The sequence below is a fragment of the Mesorhizobium sp. ESP7-2 genome (genome assembly GCF_020164715.1).
Taxonomy (GTDB): domain Bacteria; phylum Pseudomonadota; class Alphaproteobacteria; order Rhizobiales; family Rhizobiaceae; genus Mesorhizobium.
Map to the genome: position 1 here is coordinate 228,773 of NZ_JAIUGQ010000003.1, position 24,674 is coordinate 253,446.

Annotated in this window: 21 protein-coding genes and 2 pseudogenes; 5 read left to right on the top strand and 18 right to left on the bottom strand. The window is 61.8% G+C overall.

Annotated elements, in window-relative coordinates; genetic code table 11:
- Positions 1 to 68 precede the first annotated feature (68 nt).
- Positions 69 to 1,268 carry a DUF2865 domain-containing protein gene (locus LB543_RS05245; protein ID WP_224613303.1) on the top strand — a complete coding sequence of 400 codons (1,200 nt, stop codon included), beginning with the start codon at positions 69 to 71 and terminating at the stop codon, positions 1,266 to 1,268.
- Here LB543_RS05245 and LB543_RS05250 read toward each other — a convergent pair.
- The 11 genes and pseudogenes from LB543_RS05250 to LB543_RS05300 all read right to left on the bottom strand — a co-directional run bounded on the left by LB543_RS05250 (position 1,186) and on the right by LB543_RS05300 (position 12,269).
- Positions 1,186 to 2,559 (bottom strand): glutamate--tRNA ligase, encoded by a 1,374-nt coding sequence (locus LB543_RS05250; RefSeq protein ID WP_224613304.1) that lies wholly within the window; start codon positions 2,557 to 2,559, stop codon positions 1,186 to 1,188. The two genes, LB543_RS05245 and LB543_RS05250, sit on opposite strands and share 83 nt — an antisense overlap.
- A gap of 196 nt (positions 2,560 to 2,755) precedes the next feature.
- The gene (locus LB543_RS05255; RefSeq protein WP_224613305.1) at positions 2,756 to 3,139 is read right to left on the bottom strand and encodes a hypothetical protein; all 384 of its coding nucleotides are present in this window, start codon (positions 3,137 to 3,139) and stop codon (positions 2,756 to 2,758) included.
- Positions 3,140 to 3,169: 30 nt separating this feature from the next.
- Entirely contained in the window at positions 3,170 to 3,904 is a 735-nt protein-coding gene (locus LB543_RS05260; RefSeq protein WP_224613306.1) for a hypothetical protein, read from the bottom strand.
- A gap of 216 nt (positions 3,905 to 4,120) precedes the next feature.
- Positions 4,121 to 5,347: pseudogene (locus LB543_RS05265) on the bottom strand (ABC transporter ATP-binding protein); the annotation flags it as partial.
- Positions 5,348 to 5,364: 17 nt separating this feature from the next.
- Positions 5,365 to 6,072 (bottom strand): NYN domain-containing protein, encoded by a 708-nt coding sequence (locus LB543_RS05270; protein WP_224613307.1) that lies wholly within the window; start codon positions 6,070 to 6,072, stop codon positions 5,365 to 5,367.
- 50 nt (positions 6,073 to 6,122) lie between these two features.
- Complete coding sequence (locus LB543_RS05275) at positions 6,123 to 7,016, bottom strand: IS1 family transposase (protein ID WP_224613308.1); 894 nt, start codon at positions 7,014 to 7,016, stop codon at positions 6,123 to 6,125.
- A gap of 31 nt (positions 7,017 to 7,047) precedes the next feature.
- On the bottom strand, positions 7,048 to 8,061 hold the full coding sequence (locus LB543_RS05280) for a P63C domain-containing protein (protein WP_224613309.1): 1,014 nt from the start codon (positions 8,059 to 8,061) through the stop codon (positions 7,048 to 7,050).
- 89 nt (positions 8,062 to 8,150) lie between these two features.
- On the bottom strand, positions 8,151 to 8,381 hold the full coding sequence (locus tag LB543_RS05285; RefSeq protein WP_224613310.1) for an RNA-binding protein: 231 nt from the start codon (positions 8,379 to 8,381) through the stop codon (positions 8,151 to 8,153).
- A 343-nt stretch (positions 8,382 to 8,724) separates the two neighbouring features.
- Positions 8,725 to 9,312, bottom strand: a pseudogene (locus tag LB543_RS05290) (ABC transporter transmembrane domain-containing protein); the annotation flags it as partial.
- A gap of 498 nt (positions 9,313 to 9,810) precedes the next feature.
- Entirely contained in the window at positions 9,811 to 11,487 is a 1,677-nt protein-coding gene (locus LB543_RS05295; protein ID WP_224613311.1) for an NAD+ synthase, read from the bottom strand.
- A gap of 65 nt (positions 11,488 to 11,552) precedes the next feature.
- Positions 11,553 to 12,269 carry a DNA-3-methyladenine glycosylase I gene (locus tag LB543_RS05300; RefSeq protein WP_224613312.1) on the bottom strand — a complete coding sequence of 239 codons (717 nt, stop codon included), beginning with the start codon at positions 12,267 to 12,269 and terminating at the stop codon, positions 11,553 to 11,555.
- Between the two features lie 87 nt (positions 12,270 to 12,356).
- Between LB543_RS05300 and LB543_RS05305 the strand changes: the two genes are divergently transcribed.
- Both LB543_RS05305 and LB543_RS05310 read left to right on the top strand, forming a co-directional pair.
- Positions 12,357 to 12,917, top strand: a complete 561-nt coding sequence (locus LB543_RS05305) for a DUF1003 domain-containing protein (RefSeq protein ID WP_140808644.1) — start codon at positions 12,357 to 12,359, stop codon at positions 12,915 to 12,917.
- On the top strand, positions 12,914 to 13,501 hold the full coding sequence (locus LB543_RS05310) for a DedA family protein (RefSeq protein WP_224613313.1): 588 nt from the start codon (positions 12,914 to 12,916) through the stop codon (positions 13,499 to 13,501). The genes LB543_RS05305 and LB543_RS05310 overlap by 4 nt, the downstream gene beginning before the upstream one ends.
- 25 nt (positions 13,502 to 13,526) lie before the next feature.
- Here LB543_RS05310 and LB543_RS05315 read toward each other — a convergent pair whose 3' ends face one another.
- Positions 13,527 to 13,886, bottom strand: coding sequence for a diacylglycerol kinase (locus LB543_RS05315; RefSeq protein WP_140808648.1), 360 nt, complete (start codon positions 13,884 to 13,886; stop codon positions 13,527 to 13,529).
- Between the two features lie 78 nt (positions 13,887 to 13,964).
- On the bottom strand, positions 13,965 to 14,387 hold the full coding sequence (locus LB543_RS05320) for a GFA family protein (protein WP_140808650.1): 423 nt from the start codon (positions 14,385 to 14,387) through the stop codon (positions 13,965 to 13,967).
- A gap of 412 nt (positions 14,388 to 14,799) precedes the next feature.
- Between LB543_RS05320 and LB543_RS05325 the strand changes: the two genes are divergently transcribed.
- Positions 14,800 to 15,870 (top strand): sensor domain-containing diguanylate cyclase, encoded by a 1,071-nt coding sequence (locus LB543_RS05325; RefSeq protein WP_224613314.1) that lies wholly within the window; start codon positions 14,800 to 14,802, stop codon positions 15,868 to 15,870.
- A 118-nt stretch (positions 15,871 to 15,988) separates the two neighbouring features.
- Here LB543_RS05325 and LB543_RS05330 read toward each other — a convergent pair whose 3' ends face one another.
- The 3 genes from LB543_RS05330 to LB543_RS05340 all read right to left on the bottom strand — a co-directional run bounded on the left by LB543_RS05330 (position 15,989) and on the right by LB543_RS05340 (position 21,377).
- Positions 15,989 to 17,362, bottom strand: a complete 1,374-nt coding sequence (locus tag LB543_RS05330) for a class II 3-deoxy-7-phosphoheptulonate synthase (RefSeq protein ID WP_140757582.1) — start codon at positions 17,360 to 17,362, stop codon at positions 15,989 to 15,991.
- A 158-nt stretch (positions 17,363 to 17,520) separates the two neighbouring features.
- Positions 17,521 to 21,018: a transcription-repair coupling factor gene (gene mfd, locus LB543_RS05335; protein WP_224613315.1), complete on the bottom strand. Its 3,498-nt coding sequence runs from the start codon at positions 21,016 to 21,018 to the stop codon at positions 17,521 to 17,523.
- Positions 21,019 to 21,089: 71 nt separating this feature from the next.
- Complete coding sequence (locus LB543_RS05340) at positions 21,090 to 21,377, bottom strand: succinate dehydrogenase assembly factor 2 (RefSeq protein ID WP_140757584.1); 288 nt, start codon at positions 21,375 to 21,377, stop codon at positions 21,090 to 21,092.
- 92 nt (positions 21,378 to 21,469) lie between these two features.
- Between LB543_RS05340 and recG the strand changes: the two genes are divergently transcribed.
- Complete coding sequence (recG, locus tag LB543_RS05345) at positions 21,470 to 23,578, top strand: ATP-dependent DNA helicase RecG (protein ID WP_224613316.1); 2,109 nt, start codon at positions 21,470 to 21,472, stop codon at positions 23,576 to 23,578.
- Here recG and LB543_RS05350 read toward each other — a convergent pair.
- Entirely contained in the window at positions 23,530 to 24,282 is a 753-nt protein-coding gene (locus LB543_RS05350; protein ID WP_140757586.1) for a DUF502 domain-containing protein, read from the bottom strand. The genes recG and LB543_RS05350 overlap by 49 nt on opposite strands.
- A gap of 89 nt (positions 24,283 to 24,371) precedes the next feature.
- The gene (locus LB543_RS05355; RefSeq protein WP_140757587.1) at positions 24,372 to 24,674 is read right to left on the bottom strand and encodes a HigA family addiction module antitoxin; all 303 of its coding nucleotides are present in this window, start codon (positions 24,672 to 24,674) and stop codon (positions 24,372 to 24,374) included.

The following is a 24,674-nucleotide window of genomic DNA, read 5'->3' on the forward strand; positions in this document are numbered from 1 at the left end:
TCCGAAATGGACGATTAACCGCGAACGGGTTAGCCTTGGCGACCAGAACACAAGCGGGATCGAGACGGATGGCAAGCGGAGGTTTGAAGCAGGCGCATGCTGCCGTGCTGCTTGGCATCCTGCTGTCCGGCGCAGCGGTCAGCGAGCCGCAGGCCGCTTCACGGATCTGCCGGCAACTGGAGGCCGACCTCGCCGCGGCCTCACGCGGCGGTGGCGGTGGCCCGGCACTGGTCCGGAAATATGACGCCGCGATCGAAAGGCAGCGCAAACAGATCTCGAAGGCTCGCGGTCAGGCGAACAATTCCGGCTGCGGGTTCTCGTTGTTTTCGCGCAACATCGACCAGTGTGCCGGGCTGAACGCCACCATCGAGCGCATGAACGCCAATCTCGACAGTTTGCAAACCAAGCGTGCCCAACTCGCTGGCGGCGGTTCACGCCGCGACCGGGGCCGTATCCTGGCGGCGCTCGATGCCAATGACTGCCGTGACGACGCGGTGGCACCCCGCCGCGCGCCTCCGCAGGAAGCCAATCGTGAAGAAGGGGGTAATGCCAACCTCTTCGACCAGCTTTTCGGCGGCAACCGGCAGATCGATACGCTGGACCAGCCTGACGATTCCGCCGAGGAACGCGATGTCAGCCGCGTCCTCAACCAGCCCCGCATTCCGGACGTTGCGAGCAACGGCGGCGAATTCCACACCAGTTGCGTGCGCACTTGCGACGGCTATTTCTTCCCCATGTCGAACGCCGCCTCGGCCGGCGATTTCGAGCGCGACCAGAAGAATTGCGAATCGGCCTGCCCCGGCACGGAGATGCAGGTCTTCTATTCGCGCGGCATGGACGACGATTCGGCATCGATGACGTCATCGGTCACCGGCAGGCCCTATGGCGAACTGCCGACCGCCTATCTCTACAAACAGGCCAACACGTCGCGGCCACCCGCCTGCGGCTGCAATGCCGCGCAGAATTTCCAGATCATAGGCGGCAACCCGCCAAGCCAGCAACAATCACCGCCCGAACCGGATGCGGCGCCGATTGTTCCGGTGCCGGCCTCGAAGCCTGATCCGGGTGCCGACCCCGAGACCTTGGCCAATATGGATGGCGGGCTCGATCGTGAAGCCATCAAGCGCCTTTCGGCCAAGCCGGTGGCATCGCCCGTTTCGGCCGTGCCCCCGGAACAGCGCAAGGTCAGGGTCGTCGGGCCAACGTTCCTTCCCGATCCATCAGCGGCAATAGATCTGCAAGCTCTGGCCCCGAAGGCAGTCCGGTAAGGGCAAGCCTGAGCGGCATGAACAGCGATTTGCCCTTGCGGCCGGTCGCTTCCCTGATCTTGCCGGTCCAATCCTTCCAGACCGTCCCGTTCCATGGCTCCTCAGGCAGGAGATCGAGCGCATGGTGCAGAAAATCGCGGTCGTCATCGGAAAATTCGGGCTTCTCCTGCGGCCCTTCGCGCAGGACACGCCACCAGGCAACCGCATCGGCCAGCCGGTCGAGATTGCCGCGCACCGCCAGCCAGAACGGTTCGGCGCGTTCGCCGGAAATACCCAGCACCATCAGCCGGTCCCGCGCCTCGTCGAACGGCATACGGTGGAGCAGCACCCGGTTGAGCACGAACAATTCGGCCGGATCGAACTTGGACGACGATTTCGAGGTCGCGGCCGGGTCGAAATGGCCGGCGAGTTCGGCCAAGTCATTCGCGGCCGCGACATTCTCCGACGTGCCGACCAGCACGGCCAGCGAAGCGACGGCCATCGGCTCGATGCCGTCCTCGCGCAGGCTCTCGATGGAAAGCGCGCCGGTGCGCTTCGACAGCCCCTCGCCCGAGACGGTGGTCAGGAGATTGTGGTGGCCGAAGACCGGCGGCTCGGCACCCAGCGCCTTGAGCAGGGCGATCTGCACGCCGGTGTTCGTGACATGATCGTCGCCGCGGATGACGTGGCTGACGCCCATCTCGATGTCGTCGACGACGGAGGGTAGCGTGTAGAGATAGGTGCCGTCCTCACGCACCAGAACCGGATCGGACAGCGAAGCCAGATCCACCGTCTCCTCGCCACGCACCAGATCGTGCCAGTGGATCTCGGTACGCTCCGGCTGCAGCGGATCGCTGGAGAAATTGGGCAGCAGGAAACGCCAGTGGGGCCGGCGCCCGTCGGCCTGATATTCGGCCACCTGCTCTGTCGTCAGCGCCAATGCCTCGCGGCCATAGACCGGCGGCAGGCCTCGCGTGCGGCGCACCTTGCGCCTGAGATCGAGTTCTTCCGGCGTTTCGTAGCAGGCGTAGAGGACACCCGCCGCCTTCAGCCGCTCGACCGCCGCGTCATAGATTTCGAAGCGCCGCGACTGATACTCGGTGGCATCCGGGAAAATCCCCAGCCAGTGCAGGTCGTAAAGGATGGCGTCGGCGAATTCCTGCTTCGAGCGGGCGATGTCGGTGTCGTCGAAGCGCTGGATGAAGCGGCCCTTGTTGTTGAGGGCAAACAACCAGTTGAACAGAGCGGTGCGCGCATTGCCGATATGGATGCGGCCGGTCGGTGACGGGGCGAAACGAACGGTAACTGTCATGAGCGGGGCGTACCGGATGCCTTTGTGATTGACAAGATGCGCCCCCGCGCCGTGCCGCAGACATAGAACATGGCGGCTGGAATGAAAAGACCGGCCGGATGCGTCTCTGGCGGCGCATGGGCGGCGGTCGGCCGACTGAGCCGACGAAGAGATGGTTGAAGCGATCAGCGGCCGATGTCGTCGGAGCTGAGGCGGGTCAGCGGTCGCCCATCAAGCCGCCGATAGCGATGTCGCCAGAGCGAACCGCTTCGGTGACCTCGGGGATTCGCGAGCGGACCATCGTTCCCCCGGCATAACGGAAGAAGAGATTCCTGTAGCCGAAGAGGTGAGGCATGAATCGGCTCTGGGTCTGCCCGGTGATGCCCACGCAGCCCATATCCCGCGCAGCCGCGACAAGGCCATCCCGCGTCGCGCGCCAGTGAGGTCCGGAAGCCTGGATTTGCAACAGGCTCGCCATGTCGCCGGCTTGACCATAGAAGGCATAGCAACCGAGCATTTTGCCCGTCTCGTCGTAAGTTCCGCCGAAATGAAGTGGGCCGTCGGCCCGCTTCTCGGCCGCCAGTGCGAGCAGCCGCGGCAACTCGCCGTCCCTCCAGCTCGGCCGAAGAGCCTAATCGGACAGGAGGGTCGGCAGCCGCTCGGCAAATTGCGCGGCATTGATCGCCTCGGCATGGACCCGTTGCGATGATGAAGGCTGGATAGGCGGTTCGAACCTTCCCTTCGCGAGAGCGTCGAATGCCCTCGCGAAGGGATCGAGTGCCAGGCGAGGCAGGCGGGGCCATTTGCGATGCAATGCGGCGGCGGCCATCGCGGCCGGCCGGAAAATATAGGTCCATCCCAGACAATGGACCGGCAGGAGCTGGTATTTCATCGGACGCGCGAAGGCCAGAGATACGCGGTTGGCCGAATCGGTCAGCTGCAGATCGAATTCACCTCGATGCAAGGCACGCAGCAGTTGCGGTCCTGCCGAGCCGTGATCGGCGCCAGGGTCGGCCATGAACGGACCGATGATCGCCGCATTCAATGCCGCACCGTTGAACTCGTAACGGGCCTTCAGGACACCAAGGAACCCACCTAGATCGCCCTGCCGCTTGATCTGGACAAGAGCGTTGCTCTCACCGGACTGGCGGGCAGGGTCGAGATAGATCCTTCTCATATACTCGGCCGTCTCCACGATCGCGCGATCGAGGAGGTGGCGCCGCCGCCGGCGAAACTTCGTCAGGAAGAGTGCGGCGACGCGCTCGAGATCTTCGGCGGCGAGCGGCCGAACCGAGCCGTGCCGAGATTCCAGCACCGATGGCGCAGCCACCTTTTCCATGCCGGTAGTTTCGGAAACAAGATGCATTGTGAAAGCCGCTTAGGTTGCCATTTTTAGCATACGGCAACCAAAAGTAGAGACAACGAATCTCGGTCGGTAGCGTAAACAGACGTCTCGAACTCGATATCTGGAAAAGGACTCCACTGGCGGATTTGCCCAGCCGGCATACGCCAGGCGACTGGGGGGACGTCTCGCAGCGCGTGATGGAGATGGCCCCCGGCCGAAGCCGGAGGCCATGTCAGGTCAGCTGACCAGGCCTTTGGTCAGCTCCAGCGCCTGGCGCTCGAACAGGCGGCGGTAGATGCCGCCCTTCAGGCGGATCAAATCGTCATGCGAGCCTTCCTCGACGATCTTGCCGCGATCGAAGACCAGCAGCCTGTCGAGCGCCCTCACGGTCGAAAGCCGATGCGCTATGACCAGCGTCGTGCGGCCGACCATCAGCCGTTCCATCGCCTGCTGGATCAGCACCTCGGATTCCGAATCGAGGCTCGACGTCGCCTCGTCCAGGATCAGGATGCGCGCATCGGCCAGGAAAGCGCGGGCGATCGCCACACGCTGGCGCTCGCCGCCCGACAGTTTCACGCCACGCTCGCCGACCAGCGTGCCATAGCCCTTCGGCAGGTTGGCGATGAAGTCGTGCGCGCTCGCCAGTCTGGCGGCATGCTCGATCTCGTCCTGCGTTGCGCCTGGCCTGCCATAGGCGATGTTTTCCGCCAGGGAACGGTGGAGCAGGATCGGTTCCTGCTGGACGATCGCGATCTGGCCGCGCAGCGACGCCTGGGCGACCTGCGAGATATCCTGGCCGTCGATCACGATCTTGCCCGCGCCGACGTCATAGAGCCGCTGGATGAGCTTGACGAATGTCGTCTTGCCCGAACCCGAGTGACCGACCAGCCCGACACGCTCACCCGGCGCGATGTCGACCGAAAAGTCGCGGTAGAGCGGCGACCGGTGATTACCGTAGTGAAAGGTGACGTCGTCGAAGGCGATGTGGCCCTGCGTGATGGCAATCGGTCCGGCGCCGGCCTCATCCTCGATGCCCAGCGGTTCCGACTGGAAATCGACCAGTTCCTCCATGTCGTTGATCGAACGCTGCAAATTGCGGATATGCGTGCCGATATCCCTGAGATAGCCTTGCAGCACGAAGAACGAGGTCAATACGAAAGCGACATCGCCGGCGCTCGCCTGCCCCCATGACCACAGCATCAGCGCCAGGCCGATCACCGCGGCCCGCATGACCAGCAGCAGCGCCCCTTGCGTGGTGCCGTTGATGGTGCCGCGCACCCAGGTCCGCCGTGTGCGGGCACGCCATTTGGCGACCACCCTAGCGAGGCGGCGCTCCTCGCGTTCCTCGGCGCCAAAGCCCTTGACCACCGCGTTGCAGCTCACCGCGTCGGCCAGCGAGCCACCGAGGCGCGTGTCCCAGGTGTTGGCAAGCCTTGCCGCCGGCGCGACATAGCCGAGCGACAGCATCCCCGGGTAGTGTCTCAGTTTGAAATTTGAACGGGCGCAACTTCGGGCGGTGCATATTGCGGTGGCCGCTTAGCCACCCTCTCGCCATTCACGACTATGACCGCGCCTTCAAACTGGCAAGCCTCGATAGTCGCCCGCTCAATCGACCGGATATCGTGAACGTGAGGCAAAATCTCTTTGCTGTGAGATCGGCCCGGAGGGGCAACGCTAATGATCTGCTTATCGGGGAACCGTTCCCTAAACATCTTGGCCGTTGCGACTTGGTCTGAGTCTGCCGTGACCAGATAGGCGACATCGAAGCGATCCAAGTGCGCATCGCTTATGAGATGAATAGCCAGGTTCACGTCGCCAGCTTTTTCGGTGGGGTGTAGGTAGTCGTGTCCGTCATGACAACGGCGCGGCTCCTCAACGAAATGCCCCTCTGCGCAGACAACACCGACGCTTAATTGAGCTTTGCGAAATTCGCGCCAACGCAACATCTTCGCTACGTTTTTCGTATTGACGGCGGTACACCAAACGACGCGAACAAGTGTCTCGTCCCTGCGAATTATTCGCTTCGATAAAGCGTCATAGTTCACCCATTTAAGATGGGGAACGCCAAGATTGTCTACCGCGTGATAAAGGTTGAACCCATCTATGTAGACGGCAGATCTCAAAGAAACGGCGGCACCGAGGCCGCCGTGGGCTGCCGGTAAACCGACAGCGTTGATGTCGTCACACATAGAGCGTTCGCCTTAACAGATCAAGAAGATTTACACGAAGTTTGTGCATTTCATACGGTCTCCGCACGTTTTTGGTACGGCCCGCGCTTGCCCGGCTTAGGTGCAATGGCGTCCATCTTCTCGCAAAGATTGTCCATTGACCAGAGCGTATTCGACACGCCGGCGGCCATTGCCGGCGACATTTTCAGCGTCTTGTGAATGCGGATGAAGTTGTACCAGACCGTGTACAGAGCGACCATGTGCACGTGGTTTTCGAACTTCTTTGAGAACCCGTTGGTCAAGCGCGTGAAGCGGCGCATTTGCATACGCATGGTGAGGTTCTGCCGCTCGACATGCGACGTGCTGACATGCGCCAGATCGGGCTCCCCTTCGATGCGGGTCTTCTTTGCGCCAGTGCAGACGGCGGGGCTGTAGCGGCGTTCCTGTGGCGCCGCCTTGCCTTCCGGCTCGCCATACATCTTGACCAGCATGGCGTAATCGATGTCGGCTCCAAAGGCTTCCTCGACCGCGTTCAGATAGGCTTTATGGCCATCGGTCGTAAGCTGGACGCGATTGGCGAGACGTTCCTTCACATCGTCCATAAAGGCCAGCGCATATTCGCCATCGCGACCGCCGACCAGCCACGAAATGATAAGCTTGCTGTCGCTGTCCAGAGCGGTCCAGGTCCATGTGTCGCCAGCGCCATCGACGGGCTTTTTCATGCCCGCGACGTTCTTCTGCTTTGCGCCTGTAAAACTCCAAATTTCGTCGCACTGAACGCGCTTGGACTTCACGTTGCGGACTTCGCGGTCATGCAGGTCGGCGCAAAATTTACCGGCATCGACAAGCAACTTACTCACGGTGTTGATGCTCACGTCGGCAACGCGGGAGATCGACCGCATGGACGATCCCTCGCAAAACATGGTGAGGATTTGGACGCGGGTTTTCAGGGGCAGCTTGTTCATGCCCCTAATATATGAACTTTTATGCTTAGCGTCAAGCATCCTCGAACAGATCTCGGATAGCTTCGGGCCGGGGATCTCTGGCCTCGGGAAACGACTCATAGAATCGGGTCGCCAACTGGGCCTTATTCCTAGAGCCCTTGCCTATACCGACAACCTGCCAAATTTGTGCACGAACAGCCGGCAGGCCAATTTCTTCCGTGAGGAACTGCCATAACTTGAAACGCCTGCCTCCATTCGCATAGACGACAGGGTTCTTCTCATCCAGAAGTTCGAGGATGGCGCCGTTTGAATTGAGTAACGGCTGATAAATATATTTTCGAATGAGCTTCGCAAAGAACTTTGGATGCTTTGTCGAATCGGGGTTTATCCGTTTCAGACCGTAAGTCTTATAAAATATTTCGAAAAGCGCATCAGGAAATTCAGGCTCTTCCCACTTCTTCGCCTCTTCGCGAATGAACTGTTGCCAAATCTCGCGATATTCCTCGCGCCGCTTGTCCTCAATGAATCCAGTCGCCTCATCAATTAGGGCGACGATACCCACCTTAGCGGCCGCGCGGATAATGATCTCGGCCTGTTTCGCAAGGAACTTTTGATTTGGCAAAAGATCGGGCTCGGCATCAATGAGCGCGCCGCAGAGGTCGATCAGAACGCTTGCTTCGTAGCCGTGGGCTGGATCCCCACTTAACGGCTTGAAAACAATATGGTTTTCAATCTTTTTACGCAATTCAACGGGGATCTTGGATCCTAACGTTTTGCCGTTTAGCGTCTTCATGAAGGCGTTGCCGCCATCCGATTTCAGGCCGAGAGCGCGGGCCATGGCCCGTTTATGGATTAGTCGCCGACGATCTTTGAGGACATAGCAGTCAATCGTGACATCACCGATGGGCAAGACGCCCTGTGAAGACGCCTCTGGCAAGATGCCGCGTTCCTCGGGCAACGCCCACCGTGCCCTGGCAGCTGTTCTTGCTATCTCGCTCTTTACCTCGGCAGTCAGATTTTCCGCGCGGGCTACCCCGCCAAGGCTCTGCTTCGACTGAACTGGCATAGAATCGCTCCTTGCTTGCTTGCAAAGAGCGCTAACATGCTTGCTAGGCCTTCAGCAAGCATCCTTTGGAACAAAAGTGAACGTGCTTGCTATTTTCCCCAGCGTTTCGCCGCCGCCTTCTTGGCGATCTCGGCGCGCCGCTCTGGCGTCATGTTGGCGGCGCGCTTCTTGCCGCCCTTGGAACCAAGCTCTTTGGCAGCGGCATTCTTGCCGTCGTCCTGCGCGTCGTCGGCTTCCTCGCCCGTGGCAATGCGCATGACGCGGACGGCGTTGCCGATCACGTCGGCGGGGCGCTTCTGGCCTTTAGGTCCGGTGGGCATCGGCACCAACCTCCTTTAGCCCGGCCCCAGCGATAAGCGACGATAACGTGTGCTTGAACATTGTGCGGGCTCGCACATTGCCGGATTTGAGAAATTTGCCGGGTGTCAACTCATCATTCCTCCAATCGGCCTTTGAGGAACGCGTTACAAGCACACGCAATGCGCCGGTGTCACTGTCAAATCGTAGCGTCCAAACTACATGGTTCCCCCAAGCCAGGCCCCTCCGGTAGAACTCTTTTTCGTAGATTGGCATTGTCCTCGCTCCCATGCTTTCCGGTAAGCATATAGGCGTTTTCGCCTACGCCATCAAACTGGATATGCGGGAGGGAAAATTTCAAACTGAGACACTACCCATCCCCGTCACCATGATGAACAGCACCGAGCCGGCAGCAACGACCGCGCCCATCAGCGGCCAGAACCAGCCGAGCAGCAGCGTCGAACCGGCAAGCATCACCACCGACGGCAACAGCGCGATCAGGATGGTGTCGTTGAGCAGGTCGAGCGCCCACATGCCGCGCGTCACCTTGCGCACCGTCGAGCCGGCAAACGAGTTGGCGTGCCAGTCGGTCGAAAAGCGCTGAACGCGATGGAAGGCGTCCGCCGCGATTTCGGCCATCATCTTGAGTGTCAACTCAACGATGCCCATGAAGGCAAGATTGCGCAACACGACACCAGTCAGCGCCAGTGCCATCAAGATGAAAAATGCCGTCATCGCGGCGTTCCAGGCAATGGTATCCGCTCCGGCGCTGCTGGCGACGGCGTCGACCAGCCGGCCGGAATAGAGCGGTGTCAGCACGTCGGCCAGTGTCGACAGCAGGAACCCGCCCATGATCAGCGAAAGCCGCCACGGCTGGCGCCGCCAATGGGTTAGTGTGAAGCCAAGAACGCTGCGAAAGGCGCTCGCGCGCAAATCGATCTTGAAACGAGCCATGATGTCATCCGGGCGCAAACGAGCCCGATCCCAGTAAGGTCGAAAGTTGAAAACCGCGCGGGGCTAATTGCCCGTGAATGCGGAGGTTCGGCTATGGTAGGTTGCCTGCCCATGGGCGGCGACCGGCAGCGGCAAATGCCTTTTCTGCGTCCGGTATGGTTCCGACACTTCGGAACACCGGCGCAGACCTAGGCCTCGCGGCCTCGCATAACGATGTCAAATCCTGGCATTCGGTCCTCCCTGAAGGGAATCGCGGAAAAGCCGTTATAGGGATGCTTCGATCGCTCGCCAAGGCAAGCCACGGCCAAAAGCACTTCTGGCCCAGCCGATGAGGCGACTTTGCAACAGTCGAGGCTTGTGCCTATCGTCGTTGCAGGGTGTTCACCCCGCACGCCATCAGCAGGTCGGAGGTCGCTCGGAAATCGATCCGCGACAGTCGGCATGGTTGCACACTCGCCCGCAGCATCGCGCAATCCCGCTCAGCAAGCGAAAGGACGCCTATCCACGATCCCTGAAACGGTTGGTGATGGGATAGCGGCGGTCGCGGCCAAAATTCTTCCTGGTGATCTTCACACCCGGCGCCGCCTGCCGGCGCTTGTATTCGGCGATGTAGAGCAAGTGCTCGATGCGCGTCACCGTCGCCCGGTCATGGCCGCGTGCGACGATGTCGTCGACGCCCATCTCGTTCTCGACCAGACATTCCAGAATATCGTCCAGCACCGGATAGGGCGGCAGCGAATCCTGGTCGGTCTGGTTCTCGCGCAGTTCGGCCGACGGCGCCTTGTCGATGATGTTCTTCGGGATCACCTCGCCCGAAGGCCCGAGCGCGCCCGGCGGCACATGGCTGTTGCGCCAGCGCGACAGCGCATAGACCTGCATCTTGTAAAGGTCCTTGATCGGATTGAAGCCGCCATTCATGTCGCCGTAGAGCGTGGCGTAACCGACCGACATCTCGCTCTTGTTGCCCGTGGTGACCACCATCGAGCCGAACTTGTTGGAGATCGCCATCAGGATGGTGCCGCGCGCGCGGCTCTGCAAATTCTCCTCGGTGATGCCTTCCTTGGTGCCTTCGAACAACTGCGTCAGCGTATGCAGAAATCCTTCGACCGGCTCGAAGATCGGCACAATGTCATAGCGGCAGCCGAGCGCACGGGCGCAGTCCTCGGCATCCCTCAGCGAGTCCTTCGAGGTGTAGCGATAAGGCATCATGATGGCACGCAGCCGCTCCTCGCCGAGCGCGTCGACCGCAAGGGCGGCACAGATCGCCGAATCGATGCCGCCGGACAGGCCAAGCACCACATTCTTGAAGCCGTTCTTGTTGACGTAGTCGCGCAGGCCGAGCATGCAGGCGCGATAGTCGGCCTCTTCCTTGTCCGGGATTTTCGACATCGGTCCTTGCGAACAGACCCAGCCATTATCAGTACGTTTCCAGGTGGTGACGTCGACCGCGTCCTCGAACTGGCTCATCTGGAAGGCGAGCGTCTTGTCCGCCCCGATAGCGAAGGAGGCGCCGTCGAAGATCAGCTCGTCCTGGCCGCCGAGCTGGTTGGCATAGATCATCGGCAAGCCGCATTCGATGACTTGCTTGATGACGACTTGGTGACGAACGTCGATCTTGGCGCGGTAGTAGGGCGAACCGTTCGGCACCAGCAGGATTTCCGCGCCGCTTTCGGCCAGCGTTTCGCAAATGCCCGCCTCGCCCCAGATGTCCTCGCAGATCGGTATGCCGATGCGCACGCCACGGAAGTTGACCGGCCCCTGTATCTCCGGCCCAGCCTGGAAGACGCGCTTCTCATCGAACTCACCGTAGTTCGGCAGGTCGAGCTTGTAGCGTTCGGCGATGATCTTGCCGCCATCGGCGAAGACGATGGAATTATGCGTGCCGCTCTTGCGCTTCAGCGGCGTGCCGATGATGACGCCAGGACCGCCATCGGCGGTATCGGCGGCAAAGTCCTCGGCGGCGCGCTCGCATGCCCTGAGGAAGGCCGGCTTCAGCACCAGATCCTCCGGCGGATAGCCTGCAAGGAAAAGCTCGGTGTAGAGCACGAGATCGGCGCCCTGGCGGGCGGCATCCACCCTCGCCTCGCGCGCCTTGGCGAGGTTGCCGGCGACGTCACCGACGGTCGGGTTGAGCTGGGCAATGGCGATACGCAGTATGTCGAGCTTCTTGGTCATGCCTGCTGACTTAGCGCGGCAAAATCCGCCCCGCAATGGCCGTTCGCTTGGACCAATTCAGGCCGTCAATCGTCGCCCATATAGTCGCGCAACGATTCCGGAGAGTGGTTTTCGCCGATCGACATCGCCAGGATACGCGAGATGTGCCGGCGCGGCAGGCCCGTGTCTGCCACCCATCGGTTGATCTGGACCTGGATCTTGTCGAGGTCCTTCTTCGATGTCGGATTTTCGGCGATGTCGAGGTCCGCGTCGCGAAGGGCGGCCGCCATGTCGGCCGAAATGACGAAAGCATCCCAGCCCAGCCAACGCAGGAAATACTGGCCGGTGTTGCCGCCGAGCCGGCTGCCATGCTTGCCCAGATAGGCCATCAGCCCGACCTGATCATCGGCGGGCCATTCGGCGAGAAAATTGCCGAAGCCGCCATGTTCCCTGGACACGCGTTCGACGAAAGCGGCGTTGTCGCGAACGGATTTGATCTTTTGCGGATTGCGCACGATGCGTTGATCCGACGCCAGGTCGTGCCAGAAATCGTCAGGCTGGAACAACAGCCGCTTTGGCTCGAAGCGCAGGAACGCCTCTTCGAATCCCGGCCATTTCTGCTCGACGACCCGCCAGACGAAGCCGGCCGCGAAGACGCGCTCGGCCATCGTCGAGAGGATACGGTCATCGGTGATGTCGGCCACCGCCGCATTGTCGGGCATCGGCCCCAACAGGGAGGTCAGTTCCGCCTCACCGCCCTTGCGATTTGCCGCGCGAGCGCGAATTTTCTTGAAGTCGGCCATCGGTCCCCTCGGTTCGCCTCAATCTAGCACTTCCCGCCCGGGCCGGCAGCCTCTACCTCTAGCGCAGCAAAGCGCTTGGAGACGGCCATGAACAAGACGATCGACGATCTGGCGAACCGCTGGCTGAGGCGAAAGCCGGATGGGCTGAGCCAGCTCGAAAGCCGGGTGCTGCAAAGCACCATCGAGCGTACCACCATCACCAGGGACACCAACAAGGCCGTCGCCTTCCACCAGACCTTTGGTGACCGCCTTGCCGATACGATCGCCCGCATCGGCGGCTCCTGGTCCTTCATCCTGACCTTTGTCGCCTTCCTGATCGTGTGGACATCAGGCAATGTCTGGCTGTTGTCGCGCGATGCGTTCGACCCCTACCCCTTCATCTTCCTCAACCTGGTTCTCTCTATGGTCGCCGCCTTGCAGGCGCCGGTGATCATGATGGCGCAGAACCGGCAGACCGAGCGCGACCGCATCGATGCCGCCCACGACTACGAGGTCAATCTGAAGGCGGAGATCGAGATCATGGCGCTGCATGAGAAAATGGATGAGCTGCGCCACAGCCAGATCATCGGCATGCGCGACGAGATCGTGCGGCTGGCGGAAGTGGTCAAGCGGATCGATGAAAGACTGTCGCAACAGTCGGCGTCATGACCGAGACGATCCACCATTTCATCGAACAATACGGGTTGCTGGCAGTCTTTCTAGGTTGCGTGGCCGAAGGCGAAAGTGCCGCGATCCTGGGCGGCTTCTTCGCTCACCAGCATGTCTTCGTGCTGTGGCATGCCTTTGTCGCGGCGGCGCTGGGCGCCTTCGCCGGCGACACCTTCTTCTTCATCCTCGGCAGGAGTTTCGCCGACAATCGCCATGTCGTCAGGCTGCGCCGGCGGCCCGGCTTTCGTCGCGCCTACCGCCTGCTCAACACCCATCCCAACATCTTCGTGCTGTCGAACCGCTACATCTACGGCATGCGCCTGGTCGGCGGCGTCGCGGCCGGCCTTTCGACCATAGCGGCGCCGCGCTTCGTCATTCTCAACGCCATCTCATCGGTGATCTGGGCGGTGCTGTTCAGCTCGATCGGCTATGTCTTCGGATTGGGAGCCGAACAGTTGATTGGCCAGACGCTGCTGCGCCACGAGCGGCTGTTCGTCGGGCTTGGCATCGGCCTTGCCGTGGCCGTGCTTGCCTGGCTTGTCGCCCGCCACATCGCCAAGCGGGAGCGCGACCGGGAGCAGTGAACCGCTTCTCTCCTCGCGAGGAAAATCAGATGGAAGCGCCGGTGATCCGCTCGATGAGAGCGATACTCCAGACGCCGGCAACGATCACGACCGAAATCAGCACCGCCAGCGAGCCGCAGTCCTTGGCCAGCTGGATATCGACATTGAATTCGCGGCTGAACGCATCGCAGGCCGCCTCGATGCCGGTGTTCAGCACCTCCACCATGATCAGCATCAGCACCGCACCGATGAGCAAGGCGTAACCGCGCCAGGAGACCGAGACGAACCAGCCAGCAGGCAAGGCCAGCACCAGCAGCATCAGTTCCTGCTGGAAAGCCTTCTCGCTGACCGCAAGCTTGCGAAATGCCCGCACCGAATTGATAAAAGCATCGATCAGCCGCTGCATGCCAAGGCCCCTCTCGGAATCACCGGCCCGGGATAAAGCAATGCCCCGATCAATGGAATAAGGCTGATCGCCCAAATTTCATTTGCCCGACAGTACCTTGATCGACGGTGTCGACATTTCAAACTGGGGTAGCCCGTCGTCGATCGAATAGTAGTCGCCTTTGTCGCCGACGAAGATATGGCATTCGCCCTTGAGCTCCGTCGGCGTGTCGAACGATCCCGCCAGGACCGAGATATAAGCGTCGTCCCGCGGCTTCCAGAACAGCAGCGAGCCGCATGTCTTGCAAAAGCCGCGCTTGGCAAAGGAAGAAGCCTCGTACCAGGTGATGCTTTCCGTGCCGTCGATCATGATGTCGGGGTCGGCGACATTGGTCGCGGCATAGAAATGCCCGCTCTGTTTGCGACATTGCGAACAATGGCAGTAGACAACCCCACGCAGCGCGCCACTCGTGCGGAAGCGGACCGCTCCGCACAGACATGATCCCTGGTGGTTGTCGCTCATTTCGGCACTCCTCGAAGAAAACTCGTCCAGCATCATTGTCAGGATTCCAGCTTCGCGGTGGTTACGCGCAAGCAAATACGACATCGATTGGCGTGACAAATTCGAAATTCAGTTTCATTTGCGGCAGGCACACCGCGGAATTTCGAATTCAAGACCGCCAAACTGAGTGCTGTCGCGCGATGGCAATGCAAAACTTTACGCGCGTACAGCCACAGGTAGAGAAAACCTGTGGAAGTCGTGCGAATTAAGGAAACTTTAGCGATGACGCAACTATGATCTCACAAGCGAAGGGTGCGGATGGGGCCGCGCCTCTTCGCAAGTTGTTCTGGAGCATTGGGTAGCGCTCCCCAGGTCGGCGATCAATGGACCCGCGAATTCTGCGTCGGGATCCGAGGGGAAGAGTGAATCAGACATGCAGCCGGCAGCAGCCCCGACCGAACGAAGCACCGATATCGCAACCACCGTTGTCGCCACCATGCGCCAACTTGGCGTACTCGGTGTGCCACGCAACTACGAGATTTTCTATGAGGCCTTGAGCGGCACCAACCGCGAGCTCAGCCTCGCCGTCGTATCGCTGAGCAACCGGCCGACGCAGGACGAGATCGACCAGATCGGGCGCACCTTCTTCGCCCATAACCATGGCCCTGGCATCGTCGAGCATGCCAGAGACATCATCGCCCGAGAACTCGAGGAGGTCGCGTCGCTCCTGCGCAGCGAGCGCAGCCACATCGAAAAATACGGCAGAATCCTCGATGAGACATCGAGCGGCCTGAGCAACCGCAGCCTTCTCTCCCAGGATCTTCTGCAAAAGATCGCCAACGCAATGACGATCGCGACCAATTCGACGATCGATCACGGCCGGCAGATCGCCTCGACGCTCGGCGACAAGACGGCGGAGCTCGAGAGCGTCAAGTCGAAGCTCGAGGAATACAAGCGGCTGGCCGACACGGATCCTTTGACCCATATCTGGAACCGCCGCGCCTTCGACAAGGAAATCACCAGGATCTACAACAGCACCAAGGGTATCCTGTTCAATGCCCTGGTTCTTGTCGACATCGATCGGTTCAAGGACATCAACGACCGCTACGGCCATCCTGTCGGCGACAAGATCATCCAGATCATCGCCGAGATTTTCCAGACCAGCATTCGCAGCGACATGTTCGTCGCCCGCACCGGCGGCGAGGAGTTCGCGCTGATCATCGAGGGCGCCAGCGAGGACGCAACCTACGAGATCGCGGAACGCATTCGTGCCCTGATCGAGCAGACGCCGTTCACCAGCAGCCAGACCGGGATGAACTACGGCACGGTGACGGTGTCGATGGGCATCTGCATGGCGTCCGAGGCCGAAGGCCCCGAAGACCTCTACACCAAGGCGGATCGCGCGCTCTATCGCTCGAAAGTCGGTGGCCGCAACCGCATTACCAGGCATTCGGCCATGGCAGGGCGCACCGGCAAGAGCTGGCTGCTCTACAAGCAAGACTGAAGCCTTTGCTTTTTTCCGGTCGCGCTAGCGCGGTCGAAGGAACAAACAAAAAAGCTGAAAATGGAAAAGGCGCCGGGTTTCTCAGACGCCTTTCCTTTATCGATCCAATTGGCCAGGCTCAGCCGTTCGCGACTTGCCTGTGCTGCACCGGGTGGCTCTTCTTCAACAAGTCTGAGACCAGGAAGGCCAGTTCGATCGCCTGGTCGGCGTTGAGGCGCGGATCGCAATGGGTGTGGTAGCGGTCCTGCAACTCCTCGGCGGTGATGGCACGCGCGCCACCGGTGCATTCGGTGACGTTCTTGCCGGTCATCTCGACATGGATGCCGCCCGGATGGGTGCCTTCGGCGCGGTGCACCTCGAAAAAGGTCTGCACCTCCTTCAGGATGCGGTCGAAGGGCCGTGTCTTGTAGCCGGCCGCTTCGATCGTGTTGCCATGCATCGGATCCGACGACCAGACCACGCTGCGGCCTTCCTTCTGCACCGCGCGCACCAGCTTCGGCAGATGGTCGGCAACCTTGTCCGAACCGAAGCGGGCGATCAGTGTCAGCCGCCCCGGCTCGTTCTCGGGGTTCAACAGGTCGATCAGTTCCAGCAGGCCGTCCGGCGTCAGCGACGGACCGCATTTCAGGCCGAGCGGGTTCTTGATGCCGCGGCAATATTCGACATGCGCGTGGTCGGGCTGGCGCGTGCGGTCGCCGATCCAGATCATATGGCCCGACGTGGCGTACCAGTCGCCGGAGGTCGAATCGACACGGGTCAGCGCCTCCTCGTAGCCGAGCAGTAGCGCCTCGTGGCTGGTGTAGAAGTCGGTTTCGCGCAGCGCGAAATTGGTTTCGGACGTAATGCCGACCGCGCGCATGAAATCCATCGTCTCGGTGATGCGGTTGGCGAGCGACTCGTATTTTTCGCCCTGCGGGCTATCGGAGACGAAACCGAGCATCCAGCTATGCACATTCTCCAGGTTGGCATAGCCGCCTTGCGCGAAGGCGCGCAAAAGGTTGAGCGTCGCCGCCGACTGGCGGTAGGCCATTTCCTGGCGCGCCGGATCGGGAATACGCGACTTGGCGTCGAACTCGATGCCGTTGATGATGTCGCCGCGGTAGCTCGGCAGCGTCACGCCGCCCTTGGTCTCGTTGTCGGACGAGCGCGGCTTGGCGAATTGGCCGGCGACGCGGCCAACCTTCACCACCGGCTGGGCACCGGCAAAGGTCAGCACGACCGACATCTGCAGGAAGACGCGGAAGAAGTCGCGGATGTTGTCCGCGCCATGTTCGGCAAAACTCTCGGCGCAGTCGCCGCCCTGGAGCAGGAAGGCGTCACCGGCAGCGACAGCCGCGAGTTGCTTCTTCAGCTTGCGCGCCTCGCCGGCGAAGACCAGCGGCGGAAAGGTGGCGAGTTGGGCTTCCGTATTCTTCAGCGCGGCAAGGTCCGGATAAGCGGGAACCTGCTTGATCGGCTTTGCTCTCCACGAATTCGGCGACCATTTCGTCATCGCTGCACCCAACGCTCTTTCCGGCGAACACCCTTGCCCGCCATTTCAGCCCCTAAATGGGGTGGCGGCTCCATACACGAAGCCGATTTCCTATTCTAGACTGGAATTTCGGTGGTGGCGAATGGCTTGACGCCCCCAGCACGGCCCGAAAGGCGAGATCAGGCCGCCTTCTCCGCCAACTTCGCCAGTTGCGTCATGACGACAGCCGAGCCCGCCAGGCGCTTCTCCGCCGTCGGCCAGTCGCGGATGAAGACCACGCTATGGTCGGCCCGGATCTTGGCCAGCGAACCCTGTTCGCCAATATACTTGACCAGTCCGACCGGGTTCGAAAACTCGCGCATGCGGAAATGGATGACGACGCCCTTCGGCCCGGCGTCGAGCTTCTCGACATTGGCCTTGCGGCAGAGCGCTTTGATGAAGACGATCTTGAGGAGATGCTTCACCTCGTCCGGCAGCGGCCCGAAACGGTCGATTAGCTCGGCGCCGAAGGCGTCGATCTCCTCGGTGGTTTCGAGATCGCCGAGACGGCGATAAAGTGCCAGCCTGAGCTGCAGGTCCGGCACGTAGCCTTCCGGGATCATCACGGCGGTGCCGACAGCAATCTGCGGCGACCAGCCGCCATCCTGGACCTCGCCGGTGTCCTTCACCTCGGCGACCGCTTCCTCCAGCATCTGCTGGTAGAGCTCGAAGCCGACCTCCTTGATGTGCCCGGACTGTTCTTCGCCGAGAAGATTGCCGGCGCCCCTGATGTCGAGGTCATGGCTGGCGAGTTGGAAGCCGGCGCCGAGCGTATCGAGCGATTGCAGCACCTTCAGCCGGCGCTCGGCCGTGTCGGTCAGCTTGCGGTTGGCCGGCAGGGTGAACAGCGCATAGGCGCGCACCTTCGAGCGCCCGACGCGGCCGCGCAGCTGGTAGAGCTGCGACAGGCCGAACATGTCGGCGCGGTGGATGATCAGCGTGTTGGCGGTCGGGATGTCGAGACCGGATTCGACGATGGTGGTCGACAGAAGCACATCGTACTGGCCGTCGTAGAAGGCGTTCATGATGTCGTCGAGTTCGCCCGGCGGCATCTGGCCGTGGGCCACCGCGACTTTCAGTTCAGGCACGGATTCCTTCAGGAAATCATGGATTTCCGAGAGATCGCTGATACGCGGAACCACATAGAAGGAATGGCCGCCGCGGTAGCGCTCGCGCAGCAGCGTCTCGCGAATGACCAACGGATCGAACGGTGAGATGAAGGTCCGCACCGCCATGCGGTCAACCGGTGGCGTGGCGATCAGCGACAGTTCGCGCACGCCGGTCAGGGCCAGTTGCAGCGTGCGCGGAATTGGCGTCGCCGACAGCGTCAGCACGTGGACGTCGGTCTTCAGGTCCTTCAGCCGCTCCTTGTGCTTGACGCCAAAATGCTGCTCCTCGTCGATGATCAGCAGGCCGAGATTCTTGAACGAGATCGCCGAGCCGAGCAGCGCATGGGTACCGACGACGATGTCGACCTGGCCTTCGGCAATGCCCTTCTTGGTCTCGGCCAGGTCCTTGGCACCGACCAGCCGCGAGGCCTGGGCGACACGGATGGGAAGCCCTGAGAAACGCTGCGAGAATGTCTTGAAATGCTGGCGCGACAACAGTGTCGTGGGCACCACCACCGCGACCTGAAACCCTTCCATCGCCGCGATGAAGGCGGCGCGCAGCGCCACTTCGGTCTTGCCGAAGCCGACGTCCCCACAGATCAGCCGGTCCATCGGCTTGCCCGCGCCAAGGTCGTCGCGCACCGAGTCGATCGCCGTCTGCTGGTCGTCGGTTTCCTCGTAAGGGAAGCGGGCAGCAAACTCGTCATAGAGGCCTTCGGCTGGCACCAGCGGCGGTGCGGCGCGCATCTGCCGCTCGGCGGCGATGCGGATCAGCTGTCCGGCCATGTCGAGAAGGCGCCGTTTCAGCTTGGCTTTGCGCGACTGCCAGGCGCCGCCGCCGAGCTTGTCCAGCGTTGCCTCGGCTGTGTCGGAGCCATAGCGCGACAGCAGCTCGATGTTTTCCACCGGCAGGAACAGCCGGTCGTCGCCGGCATAGTGGATTTCCAGGCAGTCATGGGGCGCGCCGACCGCTTCGATGGTGCGCAGGCCGATAAAACGGCCAATGCCATGGTCGGTATGGACGACAATGTCACCAGCCGACAGCGCCGAGGCCTCCGCAATGAAATCGGAAGCACGCTTCTTGCGCTTCGAGCGGCGGATCAGCCGGTCGCCCAGAATGTCCTGTTCGGCGACAATGACCAGCTTTTCGGTCTCAAAGCCGGATTCCAGTGGCAAAACCGCCAATGCCGCCTGTCCCGGCTCGAGCTGTTCCGCCTGCGCCAGCGTCTCGACCTGTTTGAGATTGCCGAGATGGTGCTCGGCCAGGATCTGGCCAAGCCGGTCGAGCGAGCCTTCGGTCCAGCCGGCAATGACGACCCGGCGGCGCGCCGCGCGCTCGTCGGCTATGTGCCGGACGACGACATCGAAGACATTGACGTTCGGATCGGCTCGCTCCTCGACGAAGCTGCGACCATGGCGCGAGCCGGCGTGGAAGACTTTCTTACCCCCAACGTCGGGCGCATCGAACACGGTAAAGTCGATGTCCTCGCGCTCGCCAAGCGAAGCCTTGAGATTCTCCGGCGAGAGATAGAGCAGGTCCGGCGCAACAGGCTTGTAGGGCACCGCATCCCTAAGCGCCCCTTCAGCCTGCTTTTTGCGCGCCTCGTAGTGGTCGAGGATCAGCGTATGGCGTTCGGCAAGCGCCTCATGCGCCAGATGGTCGAAAACCACAGGTGCGTCGGGCAGGTAGTCGAAAACCGTCTCCAGCCGCTCGTAGAAGAACGGCAGCCAATGCTCCATGCCGGCGAAGCGCCGCCCTTCGCTGACCGCCGCGTAGAGCCCGTCGTCACGCGATGGCGCACCAAAGGCTTCGATATAGGCGCGGCGGAAGCGGCTGATGGTTTCGGGCGTCAGCGCCACTTCGCTCATCGCCTGCAGCGCCATCGACTTGCGCTGGCCGGTGGTACGCTGCGTGGCGGCGTCGAAGACGCGGATCGATTCCAGCGTGTCGCCGAAGAAATCGAGCCTCAGCGCCTCGGTCCAGCCGGGTGCGAAGAGGTCGAGAATGCCGCCGCGCACCGCGAATTCGCCGATGCCGCGCACGGTCGGCACCCGCTCGAATCCCGACGTCTCCAGCCGCGCGATCAGCGCATTCATGTCAATCAGGTTGCCGGGTCTGGCGTGGAAGGTCTGCGCCTCGACAAGCTCAGCGGGCGGGATGCGCTGCAGCAGCGCATTGGCGGTGGTGAGAATGACGGCACGGTGCGGTTTCTTCGCCAGCGCGATCATGGCGGTCAGCGCATCGAGGCGCTTGGCGGCGGCATCGGAACCGGGCGACACACGGTCGTATGGCAGGCAGTCCCAGGCAGGCAGCTCCAGCACAGGCAGGCCGGGCGCGACGAAGGACAGCGCCTCGACGATGGAAGGCAGGCGCTGTCCGTCGCGGGCCACGAACAGCACCGGCTTGTCGGGTGCGATCTCGAGCGCCGTCTGTACCAGCGCGAAGGCCTCGTAGCCGTCGGCGACACCGTCGACGATGAACTGGCCGGCGCGGCCCTTCGGCAAGCCAATGGTGGGAATGAGAGCCATCAAATCACGGTCTTGTTTATCGCAATTCCGGACGGAAAACCGCTTCGCACTTTTCCTGGAATTGCTTTTGTTCAGAATGTCATGGTCCGGCGGGACGCCAGGATTTTTTGCAGAACGGCACAGTCGATCTCCGCCGGCACCGGGCGTTCGCCCGTGACCAGCGGCAGGAAATCTGTGTCGACAATATCGAGGAGCCTCTCATATTGGTCGATTTCCTCAGCGGTCAAGGTGCCGATCTCGGCATCGGCGAAGGTGCCGAGGATGAGGTCCATCTCGCGCATGCCGCGATGCCAGGAACGGAACAACAGCTTGCGGCGGTGGGCGTCCAGCCCCTCGCTTGATCGTTTCGTTCCGGTCATTGTGCAGCATCCTCGCTTCAAGCGGCGCATATAGCGTGGATAGTGGGCGGTGTCAGCCTTGCGCTGCGGCCGTCGCGACATAAGCTGACATCATGCGTCCTTCCATCCTCGATCCCCTGTTTGTCCCGATCACCTCGCTTACCGGCGTCGGGCCGAAAGTTGGCGTGCTTATCGAGAAGGTCGTCGCGGCCGATCTCGGCGATCGCGCCGGGCGCGCCGGCGATCTCTTGTTCGTGCTGCCTCATACCGTCATCGACCGCCGCAGCCGGCCTGGCATCGCGCTTGCCGCGGAAGGCGCCATCGTGACGCTCGAACTGCGCATAGACCGCCATCAGCCGCCGCCGCGCGGCAACAGGTCGGTGCCCTACCGGGTATACGCCCATGACGAGACCGGCGAAATCGGCCTGACCTTCTTCCATGCCCATGCCGCCTATCTCGAAAAGGCAATGCCGGTGGGCGAGCATGTCGTGGTGTCGGGCCGCATGGAATGGTTCAACGGACGCCCGACCATGGTCCATCCCGACCATATCGCACTCGCCAGCGAAGCCGAGAACCTGCCGCTGGTCGAGCCGGTCTATCCGCTGACGGCGGGGCTCTCCGGCAAGGTTTTGCGGCGTGCGATCGGCCAGGCGCTCGGCCGCCTGCCGGAACTGCCGGAATGGCAGGATGGTGCCTTCATGCGCGGTCAGAGCTTTCCGTCCTTCGGCGACGCGCTGAACCGCATCCATTATCCCGCCGATCCGATCGATGTCGCGGTCGAAGGGCCTGCATGGCGTCGCCTCGCCTATGATGAATTGCTTGCCGGCCAGGTCTCGCTGGCGCTGGTGCGGGCGAAGGTGCGACGCCTGTCAGGCCGCCCTCTCGTCGGCGATGGCCGCATCGTCGAGAAACTGCGCACGGCCCTGCCCTATTCGCTCACTCCCTCGCAGGAATTCGCGCTCGCCGAAATCAACGCCGATCTCGCTGACCCCGAGCGCATGCTGCGGCTGCTGCAAGGCGACGTCGGCTCCGGCAAGACGGTGGTGGCGCTGCTTGCAATGGCACGCGCCGTAGAGGCCGGCGGCCAGACGGCGCTGATGGCGCCGACCGAAATCCTGGCGCGCCAGCATCTGGCGACGATCACTCCGCTTGCAGCCAAGGTCGGCTTGCGCGTCTCTATCCTGACCGGCCGCGAAAAGGGCCGCGAGCGAGCCGAAACGCTGGCTGGTCTTGCCAGCGGCGAGATCGATATTGTCGTCGGCACCCACGCGCTGTTTCAGGAAACGGTCAGCTTCCACGACCTGGTCCTGGCCGTCATCGATGAGCAGCATCGCTTCGGCGTCCATCAGCGGCTCGCCATCACCGCCAAGGGCGATGCGCCCGACATGCTGGTGATGACCGCGACCCCCATCCCGCGCACGCTGGTGCTGACCGCCTTCGGCGACATGGACGTGTCGAAGCTGACGGAAAAGCCGGCCGGCCGCCAGCCGATCCGCACCGTCACGCTACCGCTCGAACGGCTCGACGAACTGGTCGGCCGCATGCTCGATGCCGTCGCGGATGGCCAAAAGATCTACTGGATCTGTCCGTTGGTCGAGGAATCCGAAGAGATAAAACTGATGTCGGCCGAGGATCGTTTCACCTCGCTGAAACCACTGTTCGGCGATCGCATCGGCCTTGTCCATGGCCGCATGAAGGGTGCCGAGAAGGACGAGGCGATGCGCGCCTTCAAGCAGGGCGAGACGCGCATCCTGATCGCCACCACCGTCATCGAAGTCGGCGTCGACGTTCCCGACGCCACCATCATGGTCATCGAGCATGCCGAACGCTTCGGCCTCGCCCAGTTGCACCAGCTGCGCGGCCGGGTTGGGCGCGGCGACATCAAGTCATCCTGCGTGCTGCTCTACAAGGACCCGCTCGGCGAAACCGCCAAACGCCGGCTGTCGGTGATGCGCGAGACCGAGGACGGCTTCCTGATCGCCGAAGAGGACCTGAAATTGCGCGGCGAAGGCGAGTTGTTGGGTACCCGTCAGTCCGGCACGCCGGGGTTCCAGGTGGCGCGGATCGAGGCGCACGCCGACCTGCTGGAAGCCGCCCGAGACGACGCCAGGCTGATCCTGTCGCGCGACCCCGAACTGCAATCGGATCGCGGCGAGGCGCTGCGCCTCCTGCTCTACTTGTTCGGCCGCGACGAGGCCGTACGGCTCCTGCGCGCCGGATGAGGCCCTAGCGGCGGATTTGCCAGGGTTCCGTTGATCGGCTCACCGTTCAGCGTCACCAATTTCGTCTTCACCTCGGGCGCCACCAACCCGGCCGACACGATCAGCTTGGCGCCGTCCTCGATCGTCATGTCGAGCAGCACGATGTCCGACCTCAGGACATACATCAGGAAGCCAGTCGTCGGGTTCGGCGTGCACGGCATGAACACCGCGATCAGCGGATCGCCTTCCCGGTCGAGCTTCAGGTTGATCTCGGTTTCCTTCTCACTGGCGACAAACACCAGCGACCATACGCCCTTGCGTGGATATTCGACCAACCCAACCTGGCGGAACATGTCGCCCTTGTTCGACAGCACGGTCTCGAAAATCTGCTTCAGCGAGCCATAGATGCCGCGCACCAAGGGCATGCGGCCAAGCAGGCGCTCGCCAAAGCCGACGATGGCGCGGCCGACGATGTTGGCGGTCAGGAACCCGATCAGCGTGATCAGGATCAAGGCGACGATCAGCCCGAACCCCGGCACCGGGAACGGCAGGTAGGTGTCGGGGCTGTAGCGCAACGGAATATAGGGTTTGACCCAGGAATCGACCCAGCCGATGAAGGACCAGGCGATGTAAGCGGTGATCGCCAGCGGCGCGCAGACGACGAAGCCCGTGAGGAAATAGTTCCTCAGCCGGGTCATGCCGGAAGTCTTCGGAGCGTCTGACATGGTTCACCGGGCGCGGGTTGCAGCGCGACACTAGTGAACCGGAAGGCGCTTTGGAACTGCGAAGTTTTTAAAAGTTTTTAAAGGTTCTGTTATGCGGCTGCTTCCAGCGGCGCGATCTTCTCAAGTTCCGGCGCCAACTTCTTCGCCTCGGTCTCAAGCTCGTAAGCCTGCTGAAAATTCATCCAGAATTCAGGCGTGGTATTGAAAAACCTCGCGAGGCGAAGGGCCGTGTCGGGAGTCAGGCCGATCTCCTCCTTGACGATGCGTTCAATACGGGTGCGCGGAAGATTGAGCTTTTTCGCCAGCGCGCCTGCACTCATGCCGAGCGGGACGAGATATTCTTCACGCAGGAATTCTCCAGGATGAACTGGACGTGCGAATTTCGATGTCAC

Bases quoted from the DNA above. Each gene is read 5' to 3' on its own strand.
- LB543_RS05325 (WP_224613314.1), top strand. From the start codon at position 14,800: ATGCAGCCGGCAGCAGCCCCGACCGAACGAAGCACCGATATCGCAACC.
- LB543_RS05310 (WP_224613313.1), top strand. From the start codon at position 12,914: ATGACCGAGACGATCCACCATTTCATCGAACAATACGGGTTGCTGGCA.
- LB543_RS05275 (WP_224613308.1), bottom strand. From the start codon at position 7,016: ATGAACAAGCTGCCCCTGAAAACCCGCGTCCAAATCCTCACCATGTTT.
- mfd (WP_224613315.1), bottom strand. From the start codon at position 21,018: ATGGCTCTCATTCCCACCATTGGCTTGCCGAAGGGCCGCGCCGGCCAG.
- LB543_RS05320 (WP_140808650.1), bottom strand. From the start codon at position 14,387: ATGAGCGACAACCACCAGGGATCATGTCTGTGCGGAGCGGTCCGCTTC.
- LB543_RS05295 (WP_224613311.1), bottom strand. From the start codon at position 11,487: ATGACCAAGAAGCTCGACATACTGCGTATCGCCATTGCCCAGCTCAAC.
- LB543_RS05340 (WP_140757584.1), bottom strand. From the start codon at position 21,377: ATGACCGGAACGAAACGATCAAGCGAGGGGCTGGACGCCCACCGCCGC.
- LB543_RS05285 (WP_224613310.1), bottom strand. From the start codon at position 8,381: ATGCCCACCGGACCTAAAGGCCAGAAGCGCCCCGCCGACGTGATCGGC.
- LB543_RS05260 (WP_224613306.1), bottom strand. From the start codon at position 3,904: ATGCATCTTGTTTCCGAAACTACCGGCATGGAAAAGGTGGCTGCGCCA.
- LB543_RS05305 (WP_140808644.1), top strand. From the start codon at position 12,357: ATGAACAAGACGATCGACGATCTGGCGAACCGCTGGCTGAGGCGAAAG.
- LB543_RS05245 (WP_224613303.1), top strand. From the start codon at position 69: ATGGCAAGCGGAGGTTTGAAGCAGGCGCATGCTGCCGTGCTGCTTGGC.
- LB543_RS05330 (WP_140757582.1), bottom strand. From the start codon at position 17,362: ATGACGAAATGGTCGCCGAATTCGTGGAGAGCAAAGCCGATCAAGCAG.
- LB543_RS05300 (WP_224613312.1), bottom strand. From the start codon at position 12,269: ATGGCCGACTTCAAGAAAATTCGCGCTCGCGCGGCAAATCGCAAGGGC.
- LB543_RS05280 (WP_224613309.1), bottom strand. From the start codon at position 8,061: ATGCCAGTTCAGTCGAAGCAGAGCCTTGGCGGGGTAGCCCGCGCGGAA.
- LB543_RS05350 (WP_140757586.1), bottom strand. From the start codon at position 24,282: ATGTCAGACGCTCCGAAGACTTCCGGCATGACCCGGCTGAGGAACTAT.
- LB543_RS05315 (WP_140808648.1), bottom strand. From the start codon at position 13,886: ATGCAGCGGCTGATCGATGCTTTTATCAATTCGGTGCGGGCATTTCGC.
- LB543_RS05250 (WP_224613304.1), bottom strand. From the start codon at position 2,559: ATGACAGTTACCGTTCGTTTCGCCCCGTCACCGACCGGCCGCATCCAT.
- recG (WP_224613316.1), top strand. From the start codon at position 21,470: ATGCGTCCTTCCATCCTCGATCCCCTGTTTGTCCCGATCACCTCGCTT.
- LB543_RS05270 (WP_224613307.1), bottom strand. From the start codon at position 6,072: ATGTGTGACGACATCAACGCTGTCGGTTTACCGGCAGCCCACGGCGGC.